Annotated in this window: 23 protein-coding genes, 1 tRNA gene and 1 pseudogene; 3 read left to right on the plus strand and 22 right to left on the minus strand. The window is 66.9% G+C overall.

Translation table 11 applies throughout. The features are described from left to right. Positions 1-186 precede the first annotated feature (186 nt). The 17 genes from cyoE to ABIB38_RS21710 form a co-directional block, all read right to left on the minus strand. Positions 187-1152 (minus strand): heme o synthase, encoded by a 966-nt coding sequence (cyoE, locus tag ABIB38_RS21630; protein WP_429206762.1) that lies wholly within the window; start codon positions 1150-1152, stop codon positions 187-189. A 125-nt stretch (positions 1153-1277) separates the two neighbouring features. Continuing rightward, positions 1278-1970, minus strand: a complete 693-nt coding sequence (locus tag ABIB38_RS21635; protein WP_429206763.1) for a hypothetical protein — start codon at positions 1968-1970, stop codon at positions 1278-1280. Positions 1971-2122: 152 nt separating this feature from the next. Next, positions 2123-2620 carry a copper chaperone PCu(A)C gene (locus tag ABIB38_RS21640; RefSeq protein ID WP_429206764.1) on the minus strand — a complete coding sequence of 166 codons (498 nt, stop codon included), beginning with the start codon at positions 2618-2620 and terminating at the stop codon, positions 2123-2125. A 34-nt stretch (positions 2621-2654) separates the two neighbouring features. Next, on the minus strand, positions 2655-3269 hold the full coding sequence (locus ABIB38_RS21645) for an SCO family protein (protein ID WP_429206765.1): 615 nt from the start codon (positions 3267-3269) through the stop codon (positions 2655-2657). 144 nt (positions 3270-3413) lie between these two features. After that, positions 3414-3773: a DUF2946 domain-containing protein gene (locus ABIB38_RS21650; RefSeq protein WP_429206766.1), complete on the minus strand. Its 360-nt coding sequence runs from the start codon at positions 3771-3773 to the stop codon at positions 3414-3416. A gap of 211 nt (positions 3774-3984) precedes the next feature. Then, entirely contained in the window at positions 3985-4371 is a 387-nt protein-coding gene (locus ABIB38_RS21655) for a hypothetical protein (protein ID WP_429206767.1), read from the minus strand. After that, a complete protein-coding gene (locus ABIB38_RS21660; protein WP_429206768.1) occupies positions 4368-4814 on the minus strand; it encodes a glycine cleavage system protein H in 447 nt (148 codons plus the stop codon). Before ABIB38_RS21660 ends, ABIB38_RS21655 begins: the two co-directional genes overlap by 4 nt. 48 nt (positions 4815-4862) lie before the next feature. Continuing rightward, a tRNA-Sec gene (locus ABIB38_RS21665) sits at positions 4863-4958 on the minus strand. Positions 4959-4972: 14 nt separating this feature from the next. Next, positions 4973-5668, minus strand: a complete 696-nt coding sequence (gene udk / locus ABIB38_RS21670; RefSeq protein ID WP_429206769.1) for a uridine kinase — start codon at positions 5666-5668, stop codon at positions 4973-4975. An 88-nt stretch (positions 5669-5756) separates the two neighbouring features. After that, entirely contained in the window at positions 5757-7673 is a 1917-nt protein-coding gene (gene selB / locus ABIB38_RS21675; RefSeq protein WP_429206770.1) for a selenocysteine-specific translation elongation factor, read from the minus strand. 42 nt (positions 7674-7715) lie between these two features. After that, positions 7716-9167 carry an L-seryl-tRNA(Sec) selenium transferase gene (gene selA, locus ABIB38_RS21680; RefSeq protein ID WP_429206771.1) on the minus strand — a complete coding sequence of 484 codons (1452 nt, stop codon included), beginning with the start codon at positions 9165-9167 and terminating at the stop codon, positions 7716-7718. 2 nt (positions 9168-9169) lie between these two features. Further along, a complete protein-coding gene (fdhE, locus tag ABIB38_RS21685; RefSeq protein WP_429206772.1) occupies positions 9170-10201 on the minus strand; it encodes a formate dehydrogenase accessory protein FdhE in 1032 nt (343 codons plus the stop codon). A 15-nt stretch (positions 10202-10216) separates the two neighbouring features. After that, a complete protein-coding gene (locus tag ABIB38_RS21690) occupies positions 10217-10861 on the minus strand; it encodes a formate dehydrogenase subunit gamma (protein ID WP_429206773.1) in 645 nt (214 codons plus the stop codon). A gap of 10 nt (positions 10862-10871) precedes the next feature. Further along, complete coding sequence (fdxH, locus tag ABIB38_RS21695) at positions 10872-11801, minus strand: formate dehydrogenase subunit beta (protein ID WP_429206774.1); 930 nt, start codon at positions 11799-11801, stop codon at positions 10872-10874. Between the two features lie 4 nt (positions 11802-11805). Continuing rightward, complete coding sequence (fdnG, locus tag ABIB38_RS21700) at positions 11806-14880, minus strand: formate dehydrogenase-N subunit alpha (RefSeq protein WP_429206775.1); 3075 nt, start codon at positions 14878-14880, stop codon at positions 11806-11808. 133 nt (positions 14881-15013) lie between these two features. After that, positions 15014-15379, minus strand: coding sequence for a hypothetical protein (locus tag ABIB38_RS21705; protein ID WP_429206776.1), 366 nt, complete (start codon positions 15377-15379; stop codon positions 15014-15016). A 149-nt stretch (positions 15380-15528) separates the two neighbouring features. Further along, positions 15529-17445, minus strand: coding sequence for a patatin-like phospholipase family protein (locus ABIB38_RS21710; RefSeq protein ID WP_429206777.1), 1917 nt, complete (start codon positions 17443-17445; stop codon positions 15529-15531). Positions 17446-17796: 351 nt separating this feature from the next. On the opposite strand from ABIB38_RS21710, the gene ABIB38_RS21715 reads away from it, so the two are divergent. Further along, positions 17797-18375, plus strand: a complete 579-nt coding sequence (locus ABIB38_RS21715) for a hypothetical protein (RefSeq protein ID WP_429206778.1) — start codon at positions 17797-17799, stop codon at positions 18373-18375. After that, positions 18356-20548 (plus strand): beta-glucosidase, encoded by a 2193-nt coding sequence (locus ABIB38_RS21720; RefSeq protein WP_429206779.1) that lies wholly within the window; start codon positions 18356-18358, stop codon positions 20546-20548. The genes ABIB38_RS21715 and ABIB38_RS21720 overlap by 20 nt, the downstream gene beginning before the upstream one ends. Before the next feature lie 122 nt (positions 20549-20670). On the opposite strand, the gene ABIB38_RS21725 is transcribed toward ABIB38_RS21720, so the two are convergent. Further along, on the minus strand, positions 20671-21477 hold the full coding sequence (locus ABIB38_RS21725; protein ID WP_429206780.1) for a hypothetical protein: 807 nt from the start codon (positions 21475-21477) through the stop codon (positions 20671-20673). 203 nt (positions 21478-21680) lie between these two features. Here ABIB38_RS21725 and ABIB38_RS21730 point away from each other — a divergent pair, with 203 nt between their 5' ends. Further along, complete coding sequence (locus ABIB38_RS21730; protein ID WP_429206781.1) at positions 21681-21881, plus strand: hypothetical protein; 201 nt, start codon at positions 21681-21683, stop codon at positions 21879-21881. Between the two features lie 6 nt (positions 21882-21887). Here the strand turns inward: ABIB38_RS21730 and ABIB38_RS21735 are convergent, their stop codons facing one another. The 4 genes and pseudogenes from ABIB38_RS21735 to ABIB38_RS21750 all read right to left on the minus strand — a co-directional run. After that, positions 21888-22523, minus strand: a complete 636-nt coding sequence (locus ABIB38_RS21735) for an SAM-dependent methyltransferase (protein ID WP_429206782.1) — start codon at positions 22521-22523, stop codon at positions 21888-21890. Between the two features lie 32 nt (positions 22524-22555). Beyond that, complete coding sequence (locus ABIB38_RS21740; RefSeq protein WP_429206783.1) at positions 22556-23644, minus strand: SGNH/GDSL hydrolase family protein; 1089 nt, start codon at positions 23642-23644, stop codon at positions 22556-22558. 48 nt (positions 23645-23692) lie between these two features. Continuing rightward, positions 23693-26452: a TIM-barrel domain-containing protein gene (locus ABIB38_RS21745; RefSeq protein WP_429206784.1), complete on the minus strand. Its 2760-nt coding sequence runs from the start codon at positions 26450-26452 to the stop codon at positions 23693-23695. Positions 26453-26479: 27 nt separating this feature from the next. After that, positions 26480-26648 (minus strand): annotated as a pseudogene (locus ABIB38_RS21750) (IS6 family transposase); the annotation flags it as partial.

Raw genomic sequence — 26648 nt, forward strand, 5'->3', positions numbered from 1 at the left:
GTCCGGAAGATGGGTCGGTAGATGCGCAGGATTGCCGCGCATCCGTGTAGTCGGATGGTTGTGGTATCTCGCTGTCATGCAAACAGCTTAATATCTTAACGTTCCGCCCCACCGTGCGCCAGCGTACTCAAATTTACAATTTCCCAACTACCACTTTCAGTGGCGCAGGTATCAAAGTACAACGTATCAGGCTACAACGTAATGGTCCAGCAGCAGTGCCGCGAACAGCAGCGCCAGGTACGCGATCGACCAGGCGAACGCCTTGCGGGCGATCCGGTCGCTGTAGCGCTTGTGGATCAGCCAGCCGTAGCGCAGGAACACCGCGTTCAGCGCACAGGCGGCCACCAGATAGACCGGCCCGCTCATGCCCACCACCCATGGCAGCGCGGTGCCGGCCGCCAGCGCCAGGCTGTAGCGCCACACCTGCCGGCCGGTATGGGCCATGCCGTGCGTGACGGGCAACATCGGCAGGCCGGAGCGCGCATACTCGTCGCGGCGCGCCATCGCCAGCGCCCAGAAGTGCGGTGGCGTCCACAAGAAAATGATCAGGACCAGCAGCCAGGCCTCCATCGGCACCGCATTGGCGACCGCGGCCCAGCCCAGCGCCGGCGGCATCGCGCCGGCGAAGCCGCCGATCACGATGTTTTGCGGGGTGGCCGGCTTGAGCAGCAGCGTGTAGATAAAGGCATAGCCGACGAAGGTGGCCAGGGTCAGCCACATCGTCAGCGGATTGACCCTGGTGTACAACAGCGCAGCGCCGGCGCCGCCCAGCGCCAGCGAGAACGCGACGGTTTGCAGCGGGCTCAGGCTGCCGTTGGCGGTCGCGCGGCGCGCCGTGCGCGCCATGCGGGCGTCGATCCGCGCCTCGAGCAGGCAATTGACCGCGAAAGCGGCGCCGGCAAGCAGCCAGATGCCGGCGCCGCCGAACAGCAGCACGCCCCAGCCGGGAAAGCCGTCGCTGGCCAGCAGGCTGCCGATGACGGCGCAGAAGACGGTCAGCAGCGTGACGCGCGGCTTGGTCAGCGTCCAGTACTGGGACACATACCGGGACCAATACCGGACCGGGGACGGCAGCCAGTCGCGGGCCGGGCCGGCAGCGGCGCCGGCGCCCAGCTCCGGCGTGTCCGGATCTACAACTTTAACGTTCGACATGATCGCTCGACCGCGCTGCGACGTCGGCGGTCCCTTACCAAAACCCGACATCGTAGAGGAAATCGCACTGCAGACAAACGGGCAAAATGTCCCAGTTGCCGTCCATGCCATGAAATCAGGGCGGGCTAACCGGCTTCCTGCGCCGTTTCCTTGGGCGCCGCAGCGGGCGCATGCACGGCGTCGGGCAAGCGCGCCGCGCGCGTCTGATGCATGAACACCCTATGCTGGACCATGCAGAGCGCCACGTAGGCCAGCAGCTCGCACAATTCCTCGAACACCTGAGCGCCTGGCAACACCTGGTCGAGATGACAGGCCATATGGCCCTCGGCGCAGGTCGACCCCATGGCGACCGCCAGCAGGACCGCCAGGACGACCCAGGGTACGCGCTCGGCGAAGGCGGCCCGCAGCGGCCGGTCGATCCGGTAGTACACGGCGCTGAACAGCAGCCAGGCCAGCAGCACGGCGGCGCCGGGCCGGACCAGCGGCTCGACCCAGAGCGCCGTCGCGGCCATGGCCTCGCTGGCGTGCTCCGGCAGCCACGCCCTGCCCCAGCTGAGCTCACGCCCCGCCAGCAGCAGCCAGACCGGCGCGACCCACAGCGCCAGCATGGCGACGCGCGCCGGCCAGGCGCGCGCAACCATCCGCAGCGCCAGCACGCAGCCGGCGCAGAGCACCAGCACCTGCAGGCTTTCCAGCAGGCCGCCCTCGCGCGCCCAGGACGCGGGCAGCGCCAGGCTGGCCGGATAGCAGGCGGCCAGCGCCGCCAGCAGCGTCCACTCGCCGCGTCCGGCCGGCAACCATGGAGGACGTCGTCGCATCTGCGCTCCGTTCGCATGAGGCCGCCGTTCCCGTGTCGGGAAACCGGTCGGCAATCACGCGATTGTACGAAGCGGCATCATGCGCACGTTTGGTCTAGATGAAACTCCAACCGCCGGTTGTTGTTTTCGCGTCAACCGTCACGCTGCCGCGCTCAGTGTCCGGCGTGGGCCGGCCTGGCGCCGCTGTTCAGCGCTTTCACGGGCGCCTGGATCTCGACCTGCTCGCGCTTGCCGTCCTTGCCCTCGAACACCAGCGTCAGCGGCACGGTATCGCCCTCCTTCACCTGGGCTTTCAGGTTCGTCATCATGATGTGATGGCCGCCCGGCTTGAGTTCCACCGTTTTTCCTGCGGGCAAGTCGACCGACTGCACCTGGCGCATGCGCATGACGTCGCCCTGCATCGCCATCTCGTGCACCTCGACCGTCTGGGTCAGCGGTGAGCTGACCGAGACGAACTTGCTGTCCCTGGCGGCCTGCAGCTGCATGAAGGCGCCGGTCGCCTTCTGGCCCGGAACGGTGGCACGCACCCAGGCGTCCTTGACGCTGACGTTGACATTGGCGTTGACATTGGCGTTGGCCTGGGCCTGAGCCGAACCTGCGGCGGCGACGAGCATGGCGGCGGCGGCGATGGTGCGAATGAAGTGTTGCATGGTGTTCTCCTTGGATGGTCTGGATTGGCAGGGTTCAGGCGGCATGCAGCAGCTTGCGCACGTCGGCTGCGTATTCGATCGCCGACTGGCTGTGCGAAAGCTTCAGGCGCAGCTTGCCGTTGGTGTCATAGGCGTAGGTGACCGAGGTATGGTCGATGGTGTAGGAGTCGCCGGTTGGCACCTTCTGGACGATCACCTTGAATTCCTTCGCCGTCTCGGCCAGGCGTTCCTGGTCGCCGTACAGGGCGAGGAAGGTCGGGTCGAAGGCGGCCGTGTAGGCGTTCAGGACTTCGGGCGTATCGCGCTCCGGGTCGACGCTGACGAACAGCACCTGCAGGCGGTCGCCATCCGGTCCCAGCAGGGCCTTGACCTCGGCCGCGCGCGCCAGCGCGGTCGGACACACGTCGGGGCACTGGGTAAAGCCGAAGAACACCAGCACGACCTTGTCCTTGAAGTCGGCCAGCGTGCGCTCCTGCCCGCTCGGATCCTTGAGGCGGAAATCGCGGCCGAAATCGGCGCCGGTGATGTCGGTGCCGTTGAAACTGACCGACCCGCCGAGGCTGCAGCCGGCCAGTGCGCCAAGCGCGAGGGCCGCGCCCGACAGCATGAAGGCGCGGCGCGGGTTGCTACGTGAAACTCGTTGATGCATGTTGCTGCTCCTGACTACGTCACTACTCGTGACTACTCGAAACTACGCGTAATGCGCGCGCAAGGCGCGGGCGCGGGACCCATATCGGCCGCGCCGCGCCGCGCGCATGAAGACTGCGCCGGCCTGTCTGCCGGCGGAACAAGGTCAGGAGTGCGCGGGCGGCCCACGTGGCGGCAGCGGTGCGCCGACCGCGGCGGCGACATGGAAGGCGGTAGGCGCCTGCGCCACCGCGGCCGGCGGCCGGGACGGCGCAAGGCATGGCGCTGCCGCCGGGGGCGGCGGCGCGGCGGCGGGCAGGCACAGCGGACAGTCGAGGGTATGTCCCCTGGGGTGCACGGCGGCGCCGTCGCGGTCGACGAGCACGACCTTGACGCCGCCCTCGGAACAGACCAGCGCCATCGCGACCGGCTGCACCATGGGCGCGGCGCTGGCGACGCCCAGGGTGAGGACGAACCAGGCCAGGACCAATCGGACCAGCATCGACGATGTGCGCAGGATGTGCATGACCTGCGATTATTGGTGATGACTTCCACATCCGTCAACGCAAAGCTGCGTTAAGTTGCATCGCGGAAGTTAAACCTTGCTCATTGAGGGAAGTTACCCTCACGGCCGATCAGGCAGCGCTACGTCGAAGGACGCCTCGTGGTGCACACCAACTTCACCACGGGCAAGCACAACGAGCCGGGCAACGATCCCCATCCAGGATGGTCGCCGCCTAGAAAACAAGCATGCGCCAGCCCGGCGCGCTGCCCTGCTCGACGAAGGACACCATGCCTTCGACGCCGGCGCACTGCGGGGCCAGCATGGCGCGCTCGGCGCCGCTGGCGTGCAGCGCCTGGGTGCAGGCGCGGATCTCCACGCCCAGATCAAAGCTCGCCTCCAAGTGACGTGAAACCGGCCACTGCTCTGCGCCGAAGCCGGTCACACGCGCCGCATTGTCAGCCAGCAGCCACTCCACCGACTGGTTTGAGAACAGCATCTTGACGCGCATGTCGAGCGCCGCCGCGGCTTGCGCGGTCATGAAAGGCGTCGCGAGCAGCTCGGGCCGTGTCAGGTCGCACGACCAGACCAGGATGGCCAGCCCGCGCTGCTCCTGGCTCACGGCTTGATCCAGTCGTCGATCGGCTCGAGGCGCATGCGGCGCTCCGCCTGTTCGGCCAGCGTGGCGCCATGCGCCAGCCGCGCGCGATCCCGTTCCCAGTCGCTGGCCTGGACCACCGTGATCCAGCCCTTGCCGTACGGGTCCTCGTGGATGAGCTCGGGCCTGTCTTCGAGCAGCTCGTTGATCTCGACCACAGTGCCTCCGACCGGCGTCTTGATCGTCACCACCGTCTTGCTCAGCTCGACGACGCCCATGGTCTTGCCCTGCTCGAGCACGGTGCCGACCGATTTCGGGCGGCACATGTAGAAATAGCTGCCGCTGATCTTGACGCCGAAGGCGCTGACGCCGACCTGCATGCGACCGTCGCCCAGGTCGCGGCACCACATATCGTTATCGAGATCGAAGTAGCAGTCGTCTGGATAGTCGAAGCCGAGGATGAGCATGGTCTTGGTGTAAAGGGGATTTGAGGGAAACGAAAAGCGATGAACGGCTGGCGGAAGGATGCGGGAGTCGAACCCACCCGGCGACGCATGGCGCCACCAACTGGGTTTGAAGCCCAGCCGCCCCACCAGGGACGATTTCCTTCCGATCAGCCCGCATTCTACCGCGTGCGGGCGATTCCATCCAGTGCCGGGTTGGAACGACGGTTCAGCAGCTGCAACTGACCCAGGACGCTCGCCACTTTGGTCGTGATGACGTCGATCGCCGGGCCGTTCGCGCCGTGCGGCAGGATCACGTCGGCCTTGCGCCGGGTCGGCTCGATGAATTGCTTGTGCATCGGACGTACCGTATCGAGGTACTGGCCGATGATGCTGTCGAGCGAACGGCCGCGCTCGGCGACGTCGCGCTGCAGGCGGCGGATGAAGCGCACGTCCGGCGCGGTGTCGACGAAGATCTTCAGCGACATCATGTCGCGCAGGTCGGCGTCGTACAGGGCGAACAAGCCCTCGATCACGATCACCGGGGCCGGCTTGACCGGAATGGTGCGGTCGGTACGGTTGGATACCGTGAAGTCGTAGATCGGCATCGCGATCGCTTCGCCGTTGCGCAGGGCGCGCACGTGCTCGACCAGCAGCGGCCAGTCGAAGGCTTGCGGGTGATCGTAGTTCTGCTCGCGCCGCTCTTCCAGCGTGAGATGGGTCTGGTCGCGATAGTAGTCGTCCTGCATGACGACGGACACGAGATCGGCGCCGAACGACGACAGCACTTGCTGCGTCACCGTCGACTTGCCGCTGCCGCTGCCGCCGGCCACGCCAATCACGAAGGGAACGAAGGGTTGCGAAGGGTTCTGATTCATCCCGCCATGATACCGGAGCGGCGTGCCTTGCGACAGGGGTGGCGCCCCGGCGCGCCGGCCCTGATGGTGGCGGCGCGCCGGCGGCCGGCTAGTCCTGTGGCGGGAACAGCAAGGTTCCCGGCCGTAGCAGGTGCGCGTCGCCGACCCGGCGCAAGAAACCGATGCGGTCGAAGAACTCCAGGATCTGGATCGCGCGCTTGCGGCCCAGGCCAGTCTCGTCGCGAAAGCGCGCCGCCGTGACCTGGCCCCCGGCGTCCTCGCGCGCCAGGCGCCGCACCAGGTCGGCGGCTTCCTGCATCACGGCCGGGTGGTAGAACAGGTCCTTGACCACCTGGTAGACGTCGCCGCCGCGCGCCATGCGGCCCAGCACCTGGCGCACCTGGACTTCGGGCAGGCGCGCGGTCTGGGCGATGTCGCGCACCCAGGGCGGATCGAACCGCCCGTCCAGCAGCTTCGGCAGCGCGTGTTCGGCCACCACCTGCTCGGCCGCGCGCAGCGCCACGCCGTGCTCCGGCAGGTGCAGGAAGCCGTTGCGGCGGTTGACGCTGCCGGCGGCGATCATGTGCCCGGTCAGCTGCAGCCACAGCGCCTCGGGCATGCGCGGCGCAGCCAGGCGCCGCGCCCGCAGCAGGTCGGGGCCGATCTCGTCCGGGTATTTGGCATGGAAGTCGCCCAGCGCGCGCAGCAGGCCGGCCTCGTTCTCCTGCAGCCGTGCGCGCGCGATCAGCCATTCGCCGCCGGCGCCGACCACGATGTCAGGTACGTTCGCAAGATCGAACGGCCAACGCGCCAGGCCCGCGCTCCTCAACCAGATCGCGCCGTTGACGCCGTACGGCGCCTGGGCCAGCGCGCCCAGCAGGCGCGTCAGGGGGTCGGCGGCGCGCTGGGTCTCCAGGTAGGCCAGGCGCTCCGGCGTCTGGCGGTAGCGCACGGGGCCCAGGGGATCGAGCACCGCGCCGCCGGCCACGGTGCGGATCGCCGAGGCGTCACGCAGGATGAAACGGTCGCCGTGCCAGACGTTGGCCGGCTTGTGCAGCACCAGTTGCGCCGGGGCCGCGGCGCCCGGCGCGATCGACGGCTGCCCAAGTACGGCCACGGTGGCCAGGCAATCCTGGGTCGCGGCGTGCAGGTGCACCAGGGTGCCCGAACGCAGCGCGCGCTCCTCGGTGGCCGCCACCTGCAGCCAGACGTCGATGCGCTGCGTGGTGAGCGCGATCGCCGGATCGCACAGCACCTGGCCGCGCAACTCGTCGCTGCGTTCCAGGCCGGCCAGGCCCACGGCGCAGCGCTGGCCGGCGTGGGCCTCTTGCGCGGCGCGGCTGTGCACCTGCAGGCTGCGCACGCGGTACTCCCTGTTCGGCGCGGCGGCCAGCGCGAGACCATCGCCGATGGCGACGGCGCCGCGCGAGACGCTGCCCGCGACCACGGTGCCCACGCCGTCGAGCGTGAAGGCGCGGTCCAGGCCCATGCGAAAGCCCGCGCCGGGCGCGTCATCGACCGGCGCCGCCTGCAGGGCCCGCACCAGCAGCGCGCGCAAGGCGTCGATGCCGTCGCCGCGGATGCTCGACACCTGCAGCACCGGGTAATCCGCGAGGCCGGCGCTGGCCAGGAGGCCGGCGACCGCCGCCTCGGTGTCGCGCAGGCGCTCGGCATCGACCCGGTCGACCTTGGTGATCACGGCGGCGCCGCGCCGCACGCCCAGCAGCGACAGGATGGTCGCGTGCTCGATCGTCTGCGGCATGGGACCGTCGTCGGCCGCGATCAGGAGCAGGCCGAAGTCGATGCCGCTGGCGCCGGCCACCATGGTGCGCACCAGCTTTTCGTGACCCGGCACGTCGACGAAGCCGATCCGTCCGCCGTCATCGAGCGGCATCCAGGCATAGCCCAGTTCGATGGTAATGCCGCGCTTTTTTTCTTCGGGCAGGCGGTCGGCGTCGATGCCGGTCAGCGCGCGCACCAGCGCGGTCTTGCCGTGGTCAATGTGTCCGGCGGTGCCGACGATCATGCGAAATCCTTCAGGTTCTGATTCTTGGACTAATTCTTCGTCTTATTCGTCGACGAGCGCCGCGCGCAACGCGCCCAGTTGCCCCAGCAGCTCGGCCGGGTCGTCGACGCAGCGGCAGTCGAGCAACAGGCGGTCGTCGGCAATGCGGCCGATCACCGGCAGCGGCAAGCCGCGCAGCGCTTCGGCCAGGGCGTCGAGCGCCGTGCCCATGCCGCGCTTGCCCGACAGGTTCGGCGCGATGGCCAGCCCGCAGGACGGCAGGCGGTCGACCGGCAGCGAGCCCGAGCCGATCTGGCTCAGCATCGTCTCCAGCGTCACCGTATAGCGCGGCGCCAGCGCTTCGCGCAGCGGCGCCAGGAGCGCGTTCGCGGTCGCACCCACCTGCTCCTGGCTGCGCGTGAGCCAGCGCAGGGTCGGCAGTTCGCGCACCAGCAGCTCGGGCTGCAGGTACAACCGCAGGGTCGCCTCCAGCGCCGCCAGCGGCAGTTTCGACAGGCGCAGCGCGCGCTTCATCGGGAACTTGCGGATGCGGGTGACGGATTCCTTCGAGCCGACGATCAGGCCGGCCTGCGGCCCGCCCAGCAGCTTGTCGCCCGAAAAGGTGACCACGTCGCAGCCGGCGGCGAGCATCTGCTGCGGCGTCGGTTCCTGCGGCAGGCCGTATTTGCCCATGTCGATCAGGGAACCGCTGCCCAGGTCGCTGACCAGGATCACGCCGCGCGCCTTCGCCAGCGGCGCGAGTTCGGCTTCGGACACCGCGCTGGTGAAGCCCTGCACCGCATAATTGCTGGTGTGAACCTTCATCAAGAGCGCCGTGCGTTCGTTGATGGCGCGTTCATAGTCGGCCAGGTGGGTGCGGTTGGTGGTGCCGACTTCGACCATGTGGGCGCCGGCGCTGGCCATCACGTCGGGCATGCGGAAGGCGCCGCCGATTTCCACCAGTTCGCCGCGCGAGACGATCGCCTCGCGTCCGCCGCCCAGGGCGGCCAGCGACAGCAGCACGGCGGCGGCGTTGTTGTTGACCACGGTCGCGGCTTCGGCGCCCGTGATCTCGCACAGCAGGCCTTCGACGATGCTGTCGCGGTCGCCCCGGCTGCCCCTGGCGAGTTCGTATTCGAGATTGTTCGGGCCGGCCATCATCGCCACCAGGTGGTCGATCGCCGCTTGCGGCAGGACGGCGCGTCCGAGATTGGTATGGATGACCGTGCCGGTCAGGTTGATCACCCGACGCATGCGCGGCGCCAGGCGTTCGGCGATGCGCCCGGCCAGCATCTGGCCGAGCGCCTCAGGCAGCAGCGCGCTCGCAGGGAGCACGCCCGCCAGGGCCTGCGCGCGCAGGCTGTCCACTTGCGCGCGCGCTTCCAGCGCGACCAGGGTATGGCCGTGACTGGAAACCAGCGCCTGCACGGATGGCAGGCGCAGCAGTTTATCGATCGAAGGCAGATCCTTGACTGTCGCCTTCGAGCCGTGGACCACGGACTCGCCGAGCGACATGATCAATTACTCCTGGATTGACTGGATGGGCCGTCGTCATCCGACGGCGCTTCTTCGCCGCCCGTGAGCAGCAGCAGGTTGACGCCATGCGGCTGGAAGCCCGCTTCCGACACCAGGATGTCCAGCGTCAGGGTGGCCACGTCGTCGGCCACCGGATCGACGTGGAGATCTCTCTCCATGCGCACGATCTTGAGGTAGTGGCCGCACTCGTCGCAGGTTTCGGCCTGGACCGATGCCTGCGCCGTGTCTTCCTGCGCGCCATCGGTGGCCATCGCCTGCAGCGAATGGTAGTGGATGCCCTTGGTGGACTGGCAGTGGCTGCACTTGACGCGCACCATATGCCACTGCGTCGAGCACAGCGCGCAGTTCAGGTAGCGGAAGTTGCTGCCACCGGGGTCCAGCCTGGTGATCGACGAGGTCGGCAGGCTGCCGCAGCACGGGCACAAGGTCACGTCGAGCGTGCGCCCGAACGGTTCCTGGCGCGCCGCGCCGTGGGCCTGCTGGGTCGCCAGCACCATATGGGTCCAGTAGACCTGCAGGCCGGCCGCCACCAGCGGCGCCGCGCTCATGTCCAGGCCGGCTGCGCCTTGCAGCAGCAGTTCGGCCTGGCCCTCGAGGTGGGCGTCGTCCTGCGCCAGCAAGGCCTGCACGGCCGCCTGGGCCGGGCTGTCCGCGAGACGCGGGACCAGGAGCTCCAGCATGCGGCGCAAGGCCGCACGCCAGGCCGGGTCACGCGGCCACAGCGCCGCAGGCAGCGGCGCCTGGGCGGCGCGGCCGGCGGACAGCAAGTCGTCGTTGCTGGGCAGCGCGACGCCGGGATAGTCCTGCAGGACTTCATGCTGCACGTGCGCCAGTTCGGCGGCGAACAGCATGAAGTCGCGCATCGCATGCCCGGCCGCCAGCTGGCGCAGGCGGGTTTCACGGGTGGCGAAGAGCTCTGCCCGCACCGGGAGGTGCAGGTAGGGCATCTGCTGCCCGGACCGGACCGCGATTTCTTCCGGGCTGAGCAGCGGTGTTGCTTTGGTAACACTCATAGAGCAGTGAAGTCCTTAATGTTTCTTGCGCGTTGCGTTGTCTTGCGTGGATTGCGCGACTTCCTTATACCACAGCGGATGGTGCGACTTCGCCCAGTCCTCGTGCACGGTGCCGCGGGTCATGGCGCGGAACGAGCCCTTGACCCAGATGGCGGCGTACACGTGGATGATCACGCTCATGACCAGCGCCAGGGCCGCCACCGCATGCAGCAGCATGGCGAAACGGCGCAGCGGAATCGGGAAGAAGTCCGCGAACCATGGCTGCCAGAACATGAAGCCGGTGATCAACAGCAGCACCAGGCTGATGGCGAAGATCCAGAACACGAACTTCTGGCCGGCGTTGTACTTGTGCACCGGCGGCATGCCGTGCTCGTCGCCGGTCTTGACCATGTTCGGCGCCTTCTTGACCCACTCGGTATCGAGCTTGGTCCAGAAGTTGTCGCGCACCACGGCGAAGAACAGGAACACGAAACCCAGCACCATGAACAGCCCGAAGAACGGGTGCAGGATGCGGGTCCACTGGCCGCCGCCGAAGAAGACGCTGAAGAAGTACATCGAAGGATGGAACAATGCCAGCCCGGTCAGACCGGCGCAGATGAACAGCAGGGCCACGGCCCAGTGGTTCATCCGCGTGCGGTCGCGATAGCGAGTGATATACATGTTCTTCTCCTTAAACGCGCGTATCTTCGCGCTGGTCTGCGTCGGGCGTCGGCTGCACCGGCGGTTCGTCCACGTGGGTCTCGATCGGACCCACTTTCATGTAGTGGAAGAAGCCGGCCACGGCGGCGCCGATCATCGCGGCCACGCCCAGCGGCTTGGCCACGCCCTTCCACAGCGCCACGGTCGGGCTGATGGTCGGGTTTTCCGGCAGGCCCGAGTACAGGTTCGGCTTGTCGGCGTGCTGCAGCACGTACATCACGTGCGTGCCGCCGACGCCGGCCGGATTGTACAGACCCGCGTTCTGGTAACCGCGCTCCTTCAGGTCGACCACACGGTCGGACGCGTAGTGGATCATGTCCTCTTTGGTACCGAAGCGGATCGCGCCGGTAGGACAGATCTTGACGCAGGCCGGCTCCATGTTCACTGCCACGCGGTCCGCGCACAGCGAGCACTTGTAGGCCTTCGAGTCCACCTTGCTGATGCGCGGCACGTCGAACGGGCAACCGGCGACGCAGTAGCCGCAGCCGATGCAGTTCTCGCTGATGAAGTCGACGATGCCGTTGGTGTACTTGACGATCGCGCCCGGCGCCGGGCAGGCCTTCAGGCAGCCCGGTTCGTCGCAGTGCATGCAGCCGTCCTTGCGGATCAGCCACTCGAGGCGGTCACCTTCGTCAGGCGTCTGGGTGACGACTTCCGAATACTTCATGACCGTCCACGACTGCGGCGTCAGGTCGCGCGGGTTGTCGTACGTGCCGTTGGTGTCGCCGATGTCGTCGCGCAGGTCGTTCCACTGCATGCACGCCACCTGGCAGGCCTTGCAGCCGATGCAGCTGGAAACGTCGATCAGCTTTGCGACCTCGGCCTTGTGGGTACGCGCCATCGGCGTCGTCGCGGTCGTCGCCGACCGCAGGGCGATATCGAGAGATTGAAGCGAAGACATGGTATTAAGCCCTTTCGATATTGACCAGGAACGACTTGAACTCAGGCGTCTGGGTATTCGCATCGCCCACGAACGGGGTCAGCGTGTTCACCAGGAAGCCCGGCTTGGTCAAACCGACGAAGCCCCAGTGGTTCGGCAAGCCCACCGTATCCACCTTCATGCCATCGCAATCGAGCTGCGGAATCCGCTTGGTGACGACGCACTTGGCCTTGATGTAGCCGCGCATCGACGACACCTTGACCATGTCGCCATTGGCGATGCCCTTGGCCTTGGCCAGCTCTTCGCCGATCTCCACGAACTGCTCTGGCTGGATGATCGCGTTGCTCTGGACGTTCTTGGTCCAGTAGTGGAAGTGCTCGGTCAGGCGGTAGCTGGTCGCCACGTACGGGAAGTCCTTCGCGGTGCCGAACGCTTCCATGTCGCCCTTGAACACGCGCGCCGCAGGGTTGGCACGGGCTTTCGGGTTCTTCGGATGCATCGGGTTGACCGGGAACGGCGACTCGAACGGCTCGTAGTGCTCAGGCAGCGGGCCTTCGGCCATGCCGGTCGGCGCGAACAGGCGCGACACGCCTTCGGCCGTCATGATGAACGGCTGCACGCGGTCCTCGTCGCTCGGATTGGCGTCCGGACGGATGTCGGGGATGTCCGAACCGGTCCAGCTGGTGCCGTTCCAGGCGATCAGGTTGCGATGCGGGTTCCACGGCTTGCCGGTCTTCGGATCGGCCGAGGCGGCGTTGTACAGGACGCGGCGGTTCGCCGGCCATGCCCAGGCCCAGCCCAGCGTATTGCCGATGCCATACGGATCGGCATTGTCGCGGTTGGCCATCTGGTTGCCGGCCTCGGTCCAGGCGCCGGCATAGATCCAGCAGCCGCTGGCGGTCGAGCCATCGTCGCGCAGCACGCCGAAGCCCGGCACCTGCTGGCCCTTCTTGAGCAGCAGCTTGGACGGGTCCTTCGGATCGTACAGGTCTGCCAGCGCCTTGCCGTTGAACTCCTTGGCCAGCTCTTCGGCCGACGGGCTGTGCGGGATCTTGTACGGCCACGACAGGTTCACCATCGCATCCGGGAAGGCGCCGCCCTCCTGGATGTAGGCGTTCTTCATGCGCGTGAACAGGTCGGCGATGATCTCGATGTCCGGCTTGGCTTCGTATGGCGCCGCGGCGCCCTTCCAGTGCCACTGCAGCCAGCGCGACGAGTTCGACAGCGAACCGTCTTCCTCGGCGAAGCAGGTGGTCGGCAGGCGGAACACGGTGGTCTGGATCTGGGTCGGATCGACGTCGTTCGACTCGCCGAAGTTCTGCCAGAATTCCGAGGTCTCGGTGTTCAGCGGATCCATCGTCACCAGGAACTTCAGTTTCGACAGGCCGGCGATGATCTTCTTCTTGTTGGGGAACGAACCAACAGGATTGAAGCCCTGGCAGATGTAGCCGTTCAACTTGCCCTGACCCATCAGCTCGAACGCCTGCAGCACGTCGTACAGCTTGTCGATCTTCGGCAGGTAGTCGAACGCCCAGTTGTTCTCGGCGGTCGCGGCATCGCCCCACCAGGCTTTTTGCAGGCTGACGAAGAACTTGGGATAGTTCTGCCAGTAGCTCGTCTGGTTCGGACGCAGCGGCTTGAGGGCGCGCGGCTTGTAGTAGGTTTCCAGGTCCTGCTCGTTGTCGGTCGCCAGGGACAGGTAGCCCGGCAGCGAGTTCGACAGCAGGCCCAGGTCGGTCAGACCCTGGATGTTGGAGTGGCCGCGCAGCGCGTTCAGGCCACCGCCGGCGACGCCGACGTTACCCAGCAGCAGCTGCATGATGGCGCCGGTACGGATGATCTGGCTGCCCTGGCTGTGCTGGGTCCAGCCCAGCGCGTACAGAATGGTCATGGCGCGGCCCGGCACGGAGGTCGACGCGATGTATTCGCACACTTTCAGGAACTGCTTGACCGGGGTGCCGGTGATCTTGCTGACTTGCTCCGGGGTGTAGCGCGAGTAATGGCGCTTCATCACCTGCAGGACGCAATTCGGGTCTTGCATGGTCGGATCGACCTTGGCGTAACCGTCTTCGCCCATGGCGTAGCCCCACGACTTGTTGTCGTAGCGGCGCTTGCTTTCATCGTAGCCCGAGAACAGGCCGTCCTCGAACGTGAAGTCCGGACCGACGATGAACGACGCATTGGTGTAGCTCCGGACGTATTCGGTCTGGATCTTGTCGTTACTCAGCAGATAGTTGATGACGCCGCCCAGGAAGGCGATGTCGGAGCCAGCGCGGATCGGCGCGTAATAGTCGCTCATGGCGGCCGAACGCGTGAAGCGCGGGTCGACCACGACCAGCTTGGCTTTGTTGTGATGCTTGGCTTCGATCACCCACTTGAAACCGCAGGGGTGCGCCTCGGCGGCATTGCCGCCCATAATCAGTACTACATCGGCATTCTTGATGTCAACCCAATGGTTGGTCATCGCGCCACGTCCGAACGTCGGGGCCAGACCGGCCACCGTAGGTCCGTGTCAAACGCGAGCCTGGTTATCGAAAACGAGCATGCCCATCGAACGCATCGCTTTGTGCGTGATGTAGCCCGTTTCGTTGCTCGCCGCGGACGCACACAGCATACCGGTGCTGGTCCAGCGGTTGACGAGTTTGCCTTCGGCGTTGGTCGCGATGAAATTGGCGTCGCGATCTTCCTTCATGAACTTGGCGATGCGGGTCATCGCGTCGTCCCAGGACACGCGCTTCCATTCCTTGCTGCCCGGCTCGCGTACTTCCGGGTATTTCAGGCGGTTCGGCGAATGCACGAAGTCGAGCAGGCCGGCGCCTTTCGGGCACAGGGTGCCGCGGTTCACCGGATGGTCCGGGTCGCCTTCGATATGAATGATGTCCGAAGTGACGTTCTTTGCCCCGTCGCCGATGCTGTACATCAGCAGGCCGCAGCCCACCGAGCAGTACGGACACGTGTTGCGCGTCTCCTTGGCCTTTGCCAGTTTATAGTGCCGGGTCTCGGCCATTGCCGGCAGCGGCGAAAAGCCGAGCGCGACGATGGTGGACGCGGCAAGTCCCGCCCCGCTTACGCGGAGGAACTGCCTACGATTCATGCCCATCTAGGTTCTCCTACTAGTAATGGATTGCGCACGCCGCAATTGCCGCTGCCGGGGTCTCGGCCCCGGCATTTTCGCCAATCGCGACGATGCCGCCGTCAGGCGGCGTGCGCGCGTTGCTACGTCGCCGGTGGGGTTACCTGGCCGGCGGCGTCGTTGCCTGGGTGGCGCCATCGCCACCGGTTGGTTCGGAAGCGCCGCTGTCGCGGGGCTTGCCTGCATCCTGGCCGGCGACCACGCCGCCGATCGCGGTGCCGCCTTCGCCCGGACCGGTGCCGGCAACCACGCCCGGGGCGGTGGCGCGCTCGGGCACGATGGCGGCGTGCGGATCGGGATTCTGGGTGGCGACTGCGGCGGGCGACGCCGGATCGGTCGGGGCCGGCGAAGCTTCGACCTCCGCCTTCTTGTCGCAGGCGGACAAGGCGAGCACGGCGGCCAACATGCCGATGCTCAGCAGGGTGCGATTCTTGCGTGGTTCAGTGCTATATGAGGTATGTTGCATTGCAATATCCGTTGACCGTGAGATATGGGTGGAATATATATGAATTTATGAACGCTACAAATAAGTATTTTACGCAATATATGCATTCTCTGCGTGACATTGGGTGAGAATTGAACCGCGATTGTCATGCTAGGCTCGAACTCTTGCCGCTAATGCAGCGAAACGTCGCCGCCACCGCGCCGCGCCGGGTGCCACCCGGCCGCCTCCGGCTCGCCCTGGCGCAGCGCCGCCGCCGCCTTTTCCTCGACGTCGACCAGCCGCGTTTCGCCCAGGCGCCAGCCCCCGTCGCCCTCGCCACCGTCACCGTCACGCAGCAGCGTGCTGCCTTTCAGTCGCAGCAGGCGCCCCTCCACTTCGGCTTCGGCCGCATGCCAGCGCAGGCTGGCATGGCCGGCGCCCTCGATCGTGATCACGTCCGGCGCCACCAGGCCGCCGGCCATGCGCGCCTGCCCCGGCAGATAAGGCATGGCGCGCGCCAGCCGGTCGCTGGGCCGGGCGCCCATCATGCCTACCTGATGCGCCAGCGCCTGCCACAACGCGCCCGATTGCGCGCGCAGCGCCAGATAGCGCCGGGCCTGCTCGCGACCATGCGCGAGCAAGGCCTGGGCCAGTCGCGGGTCGCGGTCGAACTTGGAAAACAGACCCAGCTCCCTGCGCACCGCGGCGCCGACCGCCGCGCCGTCGAGCACGACGCGCACCACCTCGATCGGCTTGTCGTGGGGACGGAAGCGCTGGCCGGGATCGTCGAGCCGGGCATTGACGGCTTCGATGAATGCCACCTCCTGGTTCAGGGACAGGTTGCCGGACAGGGTGTCGCGGCGATGCCACAGTTCATCGCCCGACTGGGCGTTGCCCGGAGCGGCGACCTTGCCGCTGAAGTCGTAGCGGTCCTGGTTGATCTGCAGGATCCAGAGCCCGTCCGGCTTCTTGGCCGGGTCGACGCCGGACGACACGAAATTCTTGATCGGCGGATTTTGCGAGAACAGGCCGTCCCAGCACGCCATGCGGCGCGGCTCATGGGTCTCGGGGTCGAGCGCCTGGATCGATTGCGCCATGAAGACCCACGGCAGCGAGGCCGAGGCCACCACCGCGTCGAGCGTGATGCCGGCATCGATCGGTGACCGGTCCGAGCTGAAGGCGACGAAGGCGCCGCTGTCGACGTCGACCGCGCCGATCAGCAATTGCGGCAGCGCGCGGGCGGCGCCGCGCACGGCATGCGCCAGGCGGTCCAGGGCGTCCGACTCGAAGCGCAGCGCGGGCAGCTCGAGGTCGTCGAAGATGGTCCGCAGCAGCGAGTCCGGCGCCAGGGCGTGCGCCCGCGACCAGGCCGCGATCCAGTCGCCGGACGCCAGCCGGGCCCGCAAATCAACCTCGAGCGCGGCCTGACGCGCCTGCAGCCGTGCGCGCTCGCGCGGCGCAGCCGCCATGCGCGCCTCGAGGGCGAGCGCCTGCCAGCGCTTGATTTCTTGCGGAATGCTGCAGAAGTCGCCGATGGCGCCGACCAGGTCGAAGTCGACGTGCGGCGCGATCGACTCGCGCAGCTGGAAATAAGTGCCGCGGATCCAGCCGTCCAGCGGCGGCCACAGGGCGGTGAGCATCGGCCAGGTCGCGGTGGCGAAGTACTCGATCTCGCGCAGCGGCGACAGGTAGGGACTCAGCTTGAGGTCGACCTGGACCAGGCTGCCGGCCCATTGGCCGATGTCGTTGAGCAGGCGCTCACCGGGCGCGCTGGCGCAGTTCGCATCCCAGAAGCGCGCGAGACCGGCCCTGGCCGCCTCCGGGCCGCCCACCAGGTAACCGTACCAGGCCAGCAATGCGCTGATGGCGCCGCCCGAGGTGCCGCTGATGCCGGTCAGCTGCAGGATGTCGGCGGCCCCGTCGGCCGGCGCGTCGGCCCCTGCATCGGCCAGCGCATCGGCCCGCGCATCGGCCCGCGGCGCCCGCCCCTGGCGCGACGCCAGCTCGACATTGCGAAACTGCGGCAGCAGCACCGGCAAGGCGCCGGCGGCATAGGCCGCGTGACTGCCCCCGCCCTGGCAGGCGATGGCGATGTTCTTCATAGGCATGATGTTCTCCCTCGTCCGGTTCGACAATCGCGGCAGGCATTCGCCCATGGATGACGTGTCAGGCACCGGAAAACGCCTGCCTGTCGCTTTTAGGCAGTTGGTGCGGCGCACAGTTCCACGCCCGGCCCGGCGCTGACCAGCGGGTGGGGCGTCATGATAACGATTTCATCAAAAGCGCAACGGTATCAATGAATATTTGCGAGGAGCTCATCGATCGGATGATTGCGCGCAACATTAAGTGTTATATTTATTAGCAGATCGCGCCGTCGCCATCGCCTGCCGGCGTCGCGCTGGCAGCGCCAGAAAAAGGACCCCACAGACGGGTTCTGCAAACACAGACGGAGACACACGATGAGGAAGTTGAACAAGCCGGTCATTGCCGTGGGCGCCACACAGCGGTGCGGGCTGTCCGCGGCCTTCGCGCAGCGCGCTGCGTCGGCGGCGAGCGCCGATCGTATCGGCGTTCGCTGCGTCAAGACCGATGCCTGGTCCTGCGGTTGCACGGTCTACGACGCAACCTTCGACCTTCCCCCCGGCGCCACCACCGGCCTGCCCGCGCCCGTCATCGCCCCCTTCGCCGGCCGCGCGCCCTGTCAGAACGGCGATCACGACTGGCGCGACATCATCATCCATCAGAGCGGCTTCTTCCAGCTGATTGGCTCGGCTGGTCGTGTAATCGATTTCACGATCGCCACGCTGGTGGACGGTGGCCAGTCCGATGGCGCCGTCAGCGACAAGTTCAACGACAACGACCGCATCGACTTCCAGGCCCGGAACCTGATCGACGCGAAGGTCGAGCAAACCATGACCCACCACGTCGGCTACCAGGGACGCGCGTGGTTCGTGACCCGGCCGCGCCGTCCTTCATCGGCGGCGCGGTCATCCAACAAGAGCAAAAGGAGACAACAGTATGCAGCATGTTTTGCCTAGCGCCCGCTGGGCCATTGCCTTCGGCGCCGCCTGCGCGGTCCAGTGCGCGCACGCCGCCCCCGACGCCGCCCAGCAGCGCGCGGCGAAGCTGGTGAGCCAGATGACCATCGACGAGAAGATCAGCCTGGTGTTCGGCCAGTTCGGCGCCGAACACCAGGGCAGGCAGCCGCCGCCCGGATCGCTGGCGCAGTCGGCCGGCTACGTCAAGGGCGTCGAGCGCCTGGGCATCACGCCGCAATGGCTGACCGACGCCGGCATCGGCGTCGCCTCGCAGCCGGGCAAGCACGCGCGCGAGCGCACGTCGCTGCCGGCGGGGATCGCCACCGCCGCCACCTGGAACCCGGCGCTGGCCTTCAAGGGCGCGGCCATGATCGGCAAGGAGGCCCGCCTGTCGGGCTTCAACGTGATGCTCGGCGGAAGCGTCAACCTGGCGCGCGAGCCGCGCAACGGCCGCAACTTCGAATACACCGGCGAAGACCCGCTGCTGGCCGGGATCATGGCCGGCGAGCAGATTCGCGGCGTGCAGTCGAACCACGTCATCTCGACCGTCAAGCACTACGCCTACAACGACCAGGAAACGGGGCGCAACCACCTGAACGTCAAGATCCAGGACGCGGCCGGCCGCATGTCCGACCTGCTGGCCTTCCAGATCGCCATCGAACGCGGCAACCCGGGGGCCGTCATGTGCGCGTACAACCGCATCGGCGGCGTGTACGGCTGCGAGAACGACCACCTGCTGAACAAGGTGCTCAAGCGCGACTGGGGCTACAAAGGCTATGTGATGTCCGACTGGGGCGCCGTGCATTCGACGATTCCCGCGGCGCTGGCGGGCCTGGACCAGCAGTCCGGCTACCCGTTCGACAAATCGCCCTACTTCGACGGCGCCCTGAAAGAGGCGGTGCAGAACGGCCACGTGCCGGAGCAACGCCTGGACGACATGGTGGCGCGCATCCTGTGGGCGATGGGCGCGCATGGCGTGCTCGACCATCCGGTCAAGGTGCGCGACAAGGAAATCGACTACGCCGCCCACGCGCGCATCTCGCAGGAGGGCGCCGAGGAAGGCATCGTCCTGCTCAAGAACGCGGGCAACGTGCTGCCGCTGGCGCCGGGCTTGAAGCGCATCGCCATCATCGGCGGCCACGCCAACAAGGGCGTGCTGTCCGGCGGCGGTTCGGCCCAGGTGTATCCGCGCGGCGGCATGGCGGTGCCCAACGAGGGGCCGAAGGCCTGGCCGGGCCCGATGGTATTTCTGCCGAGCTCGCCAATGCAGGCCCTGGCCCGCCGCAGCAAGGCCAGGCTCGACTGGCATGACGGCAGGGACGCCGCGGCCGCCGCGAAGGTCGCCGCCGGCGCCGACGTGGTGCTGGTGTTCGCGACCCAGTGGACCTCGGAGTCGAACGACGTGCCGAACCTGTCGCTGCCGAATGCCCAGGACGCGCTGATCGCCGCCGTGGCCAGGGCCAATCCGCGCACGGTGGTGGTGCTGCAGACCGGCACCCCGGTGACGATGCCGTGGGTGGACGCCGTGGCCGGGGTGGTCCAGGCCTGGTATCCGGGCACGCATGGCGGCGAAGCGATCGCGCGCGTGCTCAGCGGCGAGGTCGACGCCTCGGGACGCCTGCCGCAGACCTTCCCGCTGTCCGAGAACCAGTTGCCGCGCCCGAAACTCGACGGCCTGGACCTGCCCAAGGACAGCCGCTTCGACGTCGACTACGACATCGAAGGCGCGGCGGTCGGCTACAAATGGTTCGACCTGAAGGGCCACAAGCCGCTGTTCGCCTTCGGCCACGGCCTGTCGTACACCAGCTTCACCTATACCAATCTCAAGGCCGAGGCGGTGGACGGCGGCATCCAGGTCAGCTTCGACACCCTCAACAGCGGCGCGCGCGCCGGCAAGGCGGTGCCGCAAGTCTACGTGTCGAAGGTCGGCGCCGGCTGGGAAGCGCCGAAGCGGCTGGGCGGCTGGGACAAGCTGGCCCTGAACGCCGGCGAGCGCGGCGCCAGCAAGGTCACGCTCGACCCGCGCACGCTGGCGGTGTTCGACGCCGGGTCGAACCGCTGGAAGATCGCCGCCGGCGACTACCGCGTGATGCTCGCGACGGCGGCCGACGCCCCGGTCCAGACCGTGACCGTGCGCCTGCCGGAGCGCGAGTTCGCGGCCGGAGCGCGCTGACGAGCCGGACCCGACGCGTACGGAGACGCCGCAACCGCCGCTCGCCGGGGCCGCTCTGGCGCTCCTGGCGGGCCTGGCTGGCTGCGGCGCTCGTCCCGCCTTCGCCGGCGGCCAATGATGCGTCAGCCTCGCGCCAGGATGGCGGCAATCGCCGCGTCTGAGCGTTTATAGAACGCCGGCCATTCCTGGTCATAGCTCGCCCTCGCCTTTTGCGTGAGCGCGCTTCGGGAGGTGAATATCTGCAGCACACTGCCGTCACGCTGGATGACGACCTCGGGCGTGACGATCTCTGACTCGATGACCTTTTCGCCCGGCTTTTTCGCGATCGGCGCGAAGCGGCCCGGCACTTCGTAGACCTGGACCCGGCCGTCCGTCCCTTGCCGGATATGGATGATCTTGGTCTCGCCCGGCCCCATCGCGTCGCGCAGCCGCACGACGCCGGCATGCGCCTCGCGCGCGGCCCGGACATCGAAGCCTCGCTGCAGCATGTCGACCACGACGCCGAATCCGCCGAGGTATTTTCCGATGGCCGGGTCGATCGGCTGCGGCCGCTGGAGGCCTTGCCAGGCCATGCCGAGCAACTCGACGATGGTCGCGCTGTCGAGCCCGGCGGCGCCGGCCGGCGCTGCGGCCGCAGTCGCAGCCATGGCGGGGGCGGAAGCGGAAGTGTCGGTCGGCCCGGCGCTCGCCGTGGACGAGCCCTCTGCGGCGCTGCCACCAGGAGCTTGCTCCGGGAAGCCTGTCGGGCCAGCCCCGCCATCGGTCGTGCGCGGGGATGCCCCCGGACCGCCGGCAGTCGTGTCCGAGGACTGCTGTAGCGGCTTCCCGCCCGCATTGGCCGTTGACTGCGGCCACCAATCGAATGCTGCGCAACCTGTCAGCCCGAGAATCGAGCCGGCGATCGCTGCACGCGCCAAGAGCAATTTCATCGCGACCTCCCTGAATCTGTGTCGATAGAGGGAGTATGATGACGCCCACCACGGGCGGCTTTTTATATCTATAACAAGCCGCGCGCCGGTCGGCCTGTCGTCGCGGTGAGCATTCGCCTCGACATGCGGCTACGTTAGAATCGTGCAACGCTGATCGCAACGATCCAGCGTTTTATTGGTCACGCAACAATTTGGGAATAGTCATGGCAAAGAAGGAAGAAGAACTGGACGAAGAAACATTAGCGTTCATCGCGTGGTGCATCGAAGTGGAAGGTTTCCTGGTCGCCGGCGGCGCCACCGTCCGGCAAGCCCAGGACCATATCGAGGAAGAGATCGACTGGTTCACCGACCAGTTCTACGATGGACTCACGCCAGAAGCAGTGGCGAAGGAAGCGCTGGCCTGATCCCGCTCAGCGCGGATAGGTGAAGCCGGTGCGGATATCCATCGGCGCCAGCCTCTCGCGCGTGCGCACCATCAGGCGCTGCGGCGGCGCCTCGCCGGCCAGGGCGCCCGGCGTGAACGGCAATCCCTCGGCCTTGCGCACCAGCGCATCGCAGCGCTCGTAGACGTTTGGGCAACCGGTGGCGGCCAGCAGCGCCTGCACCACCGGCACCTTCCACAGGTCGACGCCCCCGGCGTTGAACTGGCAGACCAGGTAGCCGCCCGGGCCGCCGTAGCCCTCTACGACCAGGCCGGGCAAGCCGTCCTTTTCCCCATCGATCAATTGCACCAGCGCTTCCGGTCCAACCGCGCGCCAGGTATCGAAACGGCGCTCGATGGCGGCGCGCACGCGGCGCTTGACGAGCGCATGGTCGACCGCTTCATCCTCGCGCAAGGTCCAGACGCGGGCCGCGATCTGCGACTTGCCGTTGTAGGCGGCGCGCGCCAGGAAAACGCGCGCCGACGACTGCACGAGCGCGGTGACGCCGATCTTGTTGCGCTCGTACGGCTTGCCGTCGACTTTCTCGATGGCGGACTGGTAGATCCAGGGGTCGCCGGCAAGAATCGATGATTCCTTGCCCTGCTTGATGGTGATGATGAGCATGTGCGGCTTTCTTCATTAAGGGCGGGATGATATCACCCCCCCTGCCGCCGCACTACCAACCCATTCGCTTGCGCACGAACGCGGTCAGGATGTCCGCATTCGCCTGGTGCTGCGCCACGCGCGGGTGCTTGCCGAAGCCCGTGAACGGAAAGAACAGCGTGTCGATGCGCGCGTCGCCTGCGGTGCGCAGGTTGTGCACGGCGGCCGCGACATACCCCGGCCAGGGCGAGCCAGCCCTGGTCGCATCCATGCTGCCCAGCGCGCACACGATATAGGCCTTCGGGTACAACGACCGGATGCGCGCGAGCGATCCGCTGCGCATCGTCGGGCTCGGGCTGCAGCTTGTGGTCGCGCCCGATCAGCCAGCTGTCGTTCTGCATCAGGTTCACCACCACCACGTCCGGCGTCCAGCGCGCGAAGTCCCAGCGGCTGTCATTGTCGCCGACCGCATTCAGCTGGTCGTAGAAGTCAGGCATCGTGAACGGGAACCAGCTGATCATGACGCCGATGCCGCCCTGCGAGGTGAAATGCGCTTCGGCGCCGAGCTGGCGGGCGGCGATCGCGGCGTAGGAGCGGTAGTTGTTCTTGTCCTTGCCGTGATGATCGTCGCCCTCGACCGGCGCTTCATTGCCCATGCCGCTGGTGATCGAGTCGCCGAAGAACTCGATCCGCCGTTCAAGCCTGGGCGGCGGCGCCTGCAACGCGGCCCGGTCGTCCAGTTCCAGGCCGAGGAAGACGGTGGCGCCCTCCTCGCCCTCGGTGCGCTTGGTCAGCAGGACCCGATGCGCGCCGGGCGCGAGCCCGTTGGCCACCAGATACGTCTTCTTGCCCTTGTCGAGATGGAGGATGATCGGCCGTGCGGAGTCGCCGTCGAGAAAGACGTTGTAGTAGTTCTTGCCGTGCTGGTCGTCGAGGACGATCGCGAGCGACGTGCCGGTGAAGGTGGCGGCCACGGACGTGCCCGGCCAGCTCAGCACCGGCGCGCGGCCGTCGCTGAAGTCGATCCGCCCCGTGTACTGCAGGTGCTGGTGGTCCGGCGCCACCGTGTCGGCCGCGTGGGCCGGCGCAAAAGCAAGCAGCCCGGCAAGAAGCAGGCTCGCCGCATGGAGCACAATATTCATCGATTCCACCCCAAAAATGCCGGACGCGCGCACGCGTCCGGCGACTACTTACAGCTTGATGCTGACAGGCTTGCCGTCATACACCACCGACTTGTCGGACGCATCCATGTCGGCCGCGGTCGACACGCCTGGCTTGATGACGCGCACGCGGAACTCGCGTTTTTCCACCATGCCCTGGTAGCGGCCGGCGCGCGCGCCGATGTGCACCACACCGGCCTTGTCGTCGTAGCTGATCGGAATGCGGCTGGCTTCGCCGCGCTGATAGGCGTTCGAGACGCCATCGTCCTCGTACAGGGTCGCGGCGCCGTTCGCCCCGGCGTACACGTGCACGGTGATCGGCGCATCCGGCTTCTCGTCGACGTACTGGGTCACCGGGCCGGTCGTGATCACCGAGCCGGCCCTGACGAACAGCGGCATGCGCTCGCGCGGCGCCTCGATGGTGCGGGTGGAGCCGCCCTGGTGGCGCTCGCCGGTATGGAAGTCGTACCAGTCGGCGCCGCTTGGCAAGTAGACCCGGCGCTGACGCGCTTTGTATTCATACACCGGCGCCACCAGGAACGCGGGGCCGAACAGGTACTGGTCCTTGACGTTCCTGGCCTGGGCGTCGTGCGGGAAGTCCATCGCCAGGCCGCGCATCATGGTGCCCGAGCGGTAGTGGGTGTCGGCCGCGATCGTGTAAATGTACGGCATCAGGCGGTAGCGCAGCTTCAGCCACCACACCATATTGTCGCGCATCGCGTCGTCACCGGCGGCGATGTTATAGATCTCGCGCTTGACCACCTCGCCGTGCGAACGGAACAGCGGCGTGAAGGCGCCGAACTGGAACCATCGCTGGTTCAGCTCGCGCCACTCTTGCATGTCTTCCGGATTGGCCCTGGCGCGGCTGGTGGCGCGGTTTTCCTGGGCCGAGCCGACGTCGCCGCTCTGGAACCGCACTTCCTGGGCATAGCCGCCGATGTCGTGGGTCCAGTTTGGAATGCCCGACATCGACATATTGGCGCCCGCCGCGATCTGGTCGTACAGGTTGTTCCAGCGCCCGACAGTGTCGCCGCTCCACACCGCCACCGCATTCCGCTGGATGCCGGCGAAACCCGAGCGCGACAGGATGAACTGGCGCTTGTCGGGCTGGTCGCGCCTGAGGCCGTCGATCATGGCCCCCGTGCTCACCAGGCTGTAGGGATTGAAGGTGATCTCCCCGGCGCCATACACGGTCGGCCCGATCAGCTGCTTGAAGTCCTCCAGGCGGCTGTTCGACAGCACGTCGGGTTCGGTATTGTCCATCCACCAGGCGTCGAAGCCCAGGTCGACCAGCTTCGGTTTGAGCTGGCGGTAATAGATCTCGCGCGCTTCCCGGGTGTACGGGTCGTAGTGGCTGTTGAGGTAACCCTTGCCGACCCAGTCCTTCGAGCCGTTCTCGACGTTCCTGGTCCACATATGGCCCTTGGCCGCGAGCTCCTTGTAGTTGTCGGTATTGGCGTAGAACTTGCCCCACACCGACAGCATGATGCGCGCATTCTGCTTGTGGACCGCGTCGACCATGCCCTTCGGATCGGGAAAGCGCGTCTTGTCGAAGTCGTGCGAGCCCCAGCCATCCTCGGGCCAGTAGAACCAGTCCTGCACGATATTGTCGAGCGGCCAGCCGCGCTTGCGGTATTCGCCCAGGGCGTCGAGCAGCTGCTGCTGGGTTTCGTAGCGCTGGCGCGACTGCCAGAAGCCATAGGCCCATTTCGGCATCATCGGCGCCTGGCCGGTCAGGTGCCGGTAGCCGGCGATCGCGCCGTCCATGCTGTCGGCGCTGATCACGTGGTAGTTGATCGCCTCGGCGATCTCGGACGACATGGTCAGCGAATGGCGCTGCGCATCCGGCAGCGGGTTGTTGTGGGTGATCGCCACCATGCCGCCCGACGGGTTCCACTCGAGGTGCAGCTTCACCGGCCGGTTCTTCTCGAAACGCACCTCGAAGTTGTGGTACCACGGGTTCCAGCCCATCCGCCACACGTCCATCACTTCCTTGCCGTCCACCGTCAGCCTGGCGTAGTCCGACGAATAGAGCTGCATCTTGTGCAGGCCCGGCTTGTCGCTCGTCATCGTGCCTTCCCATACCACGCGCACGTTCTTGAGGTCCTTGGCGGGCTTGAGCCCCCTGGGCCAGTTTTCTTCCACGTCCTTCAGGTACTGGTAGTCGATGTCCTTTTCCTGGCGCGTCAGCGCCAGCTTGCCGTCGACGTAGTAGCGCGCCGTCAGGCCGGCCTGCTTGCCGTCGAGGCTGCGCAAGACCAGGTCGCGCGACATGTGGTCGTAGGGCGTGGGGTCGCCGAAGCGCGAGATCCCGTTGTTGTCCCACAGCAGGCCATAGCCCTTGTCCGACACCACGAAGGGCACGGCGGCGATCATATTGTGCTGGGCCAGCAGCACGTCTTCGCCGTTGTAGTTCATCTCGTTGTTCTGGTGCTGGCCCAGGCCGTAATAGGCGTCTTTGGTGCCGTGGTTGAAGCCCTGCTCGATCGCCAAAAACGGTTTGCCGCCGACGTCGACCGGCCGCATCGACTCGGCAGCCTGGGCCAGGAAGCGCTTGCCGGCGGCGTCGAAGAACTGGACCTGCCCGTCTTTCAGGGACACGGTGGCGGAGATCCTGCCCGCCTTGAGCTGGACGTGTTCGGTTGCGGGCGTGACCGTGAACGCGCACTTCTCGGCGCAGGGCGCCGCCACCGTCATGAGCGAGGGCGTGAGCGCTTTGTTCTCCCGGTCGGATTTCACGACCTGGATGATGTTGTCGCGGGCTCTGGTGCAAATTATGGACAAAGGCACGCCAACCTGCCGGTGCGCCGGCTGAGTTCACGCAGCCAGAACAGCTGCCCAGATTTCGGACGAAGTTTGCCCCTGAGTTCCCAGACCTCGTAGGTCGAACTGCCCTTTGCGAATGCGATGCATGAGCTCAATGCCTTGTATTGTCGTGGTAGCGGAAGTGAAGCTTTTCAAGCCCAGCATCGGTCCAAGTCTGGAT

Origin of the sequence: Massilia sp. UYP11, assembly GCF_050434805.1 — a bacterium.
GTDB lineage: Bacteria > Pseudomonadota > Gammaproteobacteria > Burkholderiales > Burkholderiaceae_D > Telluria.

Bases quoted from the DNA above. Each gene is read 5' to 3' on its own strand.
- cyoE (WP_429206762.1), bottom strand. From the start codon at position 1,152: ATGTCGAACGTTAAAGTTGTAGATCCGGACACGCCGGAGCTGGGCGCC.
- ABIB38_RS21635 (WP_429206763.1), bottom strand. From the start codon at position 1,970: ATGCGACGACGTCCTCCATGGTTGCCGGCCGGACGCGGCGAGTGGACG.
- ABIB38_RS21640 (WP_429206764.1), bottom strand. From the start codon at position 2,620: ATGCAACACTTCATTCGCACCATCGCCGCCGCCGCCATGCTCGTCGCC.
- ABIB38_RS21645 (WP_429206765.1), bottom strand. From the start codon at position 3,269: ATGCATCAACGAGTTTCACGTAGCAACCCGCGCCGCGCCTTCATGCTG.
- ABIB38_RS21650 (WP_429206766.1), bottom strand. From the start codon at position 3,773: ATGCACATCCTGCGCACATCGTCGATGCTGGTCCGATTGGTCCTGGCC.
- ABIB38_RS21660 (WP_429206768.1), bottom strand. From the start codon at position 4,814: ATGCTCATCCTCGGCTTCGACTATCCAGACGACTGCTACTTCGATCTC.
- udk (WP_429206769.1), bottom strand. From the start codon at position 5,668: ATGAATCAGAACCCTTCGCAACCCTTCGTTCCCTTCGTGATTGGCGTG.
- selB (WP_429206770.1), bottom strand. From the start codon at position 7,673: ATGATCGTCGGCACCGCCGGACACATTGACCACGGCAAGACCGCGCTG.
- selA (WP_429206771.1), bottom strand. From the start codon at position 9,167: ATGTCGCTCGGCGAGTCCGTGGTCCACGGCTCGAAGGCGACAGTCAAG.
- fdhE (WP_429206772.1), bottom strand. From the start codon at position 10,201: ATGAGTGTTACCAAAGCAACACCGCTGCTCAGCCCGGAAGAAATCGCG.
- ABIB38_RS21690 (WP_429206773.1), bottom strand. From the start codon at position 10,861: ATGTATATCACTCGCTATCGCGACCGCACGCGGATGAACCACTGGGCC.
- fdxH (WP_429206774.1), bottom strand. From the start codon at position 11,801: ATGTCTTCGCTTCAATCTCTCGATATCGCCCTGCGGTCGGCGACGACC.
- ABIB38_RS21705 (WP_429206776.1), bottom strand. From the start codon at position 15,379: ATGCAACATACCTCATATAGCACTGAACCACGCAAGAATCGCACCCTG.
- ABIB38_RS21710 (WP_429206777.1), bottom strand. From the start codon at position 17,445: ATGCCTATGAAGAACATCGCCATCGCCTGCCAGGGCGGGGGCAGTCAC.
- ABIB38_RS21715 (WP_429206778.1), top strand. From the start codon at position 17,797: ATGAGGAAGTTGAACAAGCCGGTCATTGCCGTGGGCGCCACACAGCGG.
- ABIB38_RS21720 (WP_429206779.1), top strand. From the start codon at position 18,356: ATGCAGCATGTTTTGCCTAGCGCCCGCTGGGCCATTGCCTTCGGCGCC.
- ABIB38_RS21725 (WP_429206780.1), bottom strand. From the start codon at position 21,477: ATGAAATTGCTCTTGGCGCGTGCAGCGATCGCCGGCTCGATTCTCGGG.
- ABIB38_RS21730 (WP_429206781.1), top strand. From the start codon at position 21,681: ATGGCAAAGAAGGAAGAAGAACTGGACGAAGAAACATTAGCGTTCATC.
- ABIB38_RS21735 (WP_429206782.1), bottom strand. From the start codon at position 22,523: ATGCTCATCATCACCATCAAGCAGGGCAAGGAATCATCGATTCTTGCC.
- ABIB38_RS21740 (WP_429206783.1), bottom strand. From the start codon at position 23,644: ATGAATATTGTGCTCCATGCGGCGAGCCTGCTTCTTGCCGGGCTGCTT.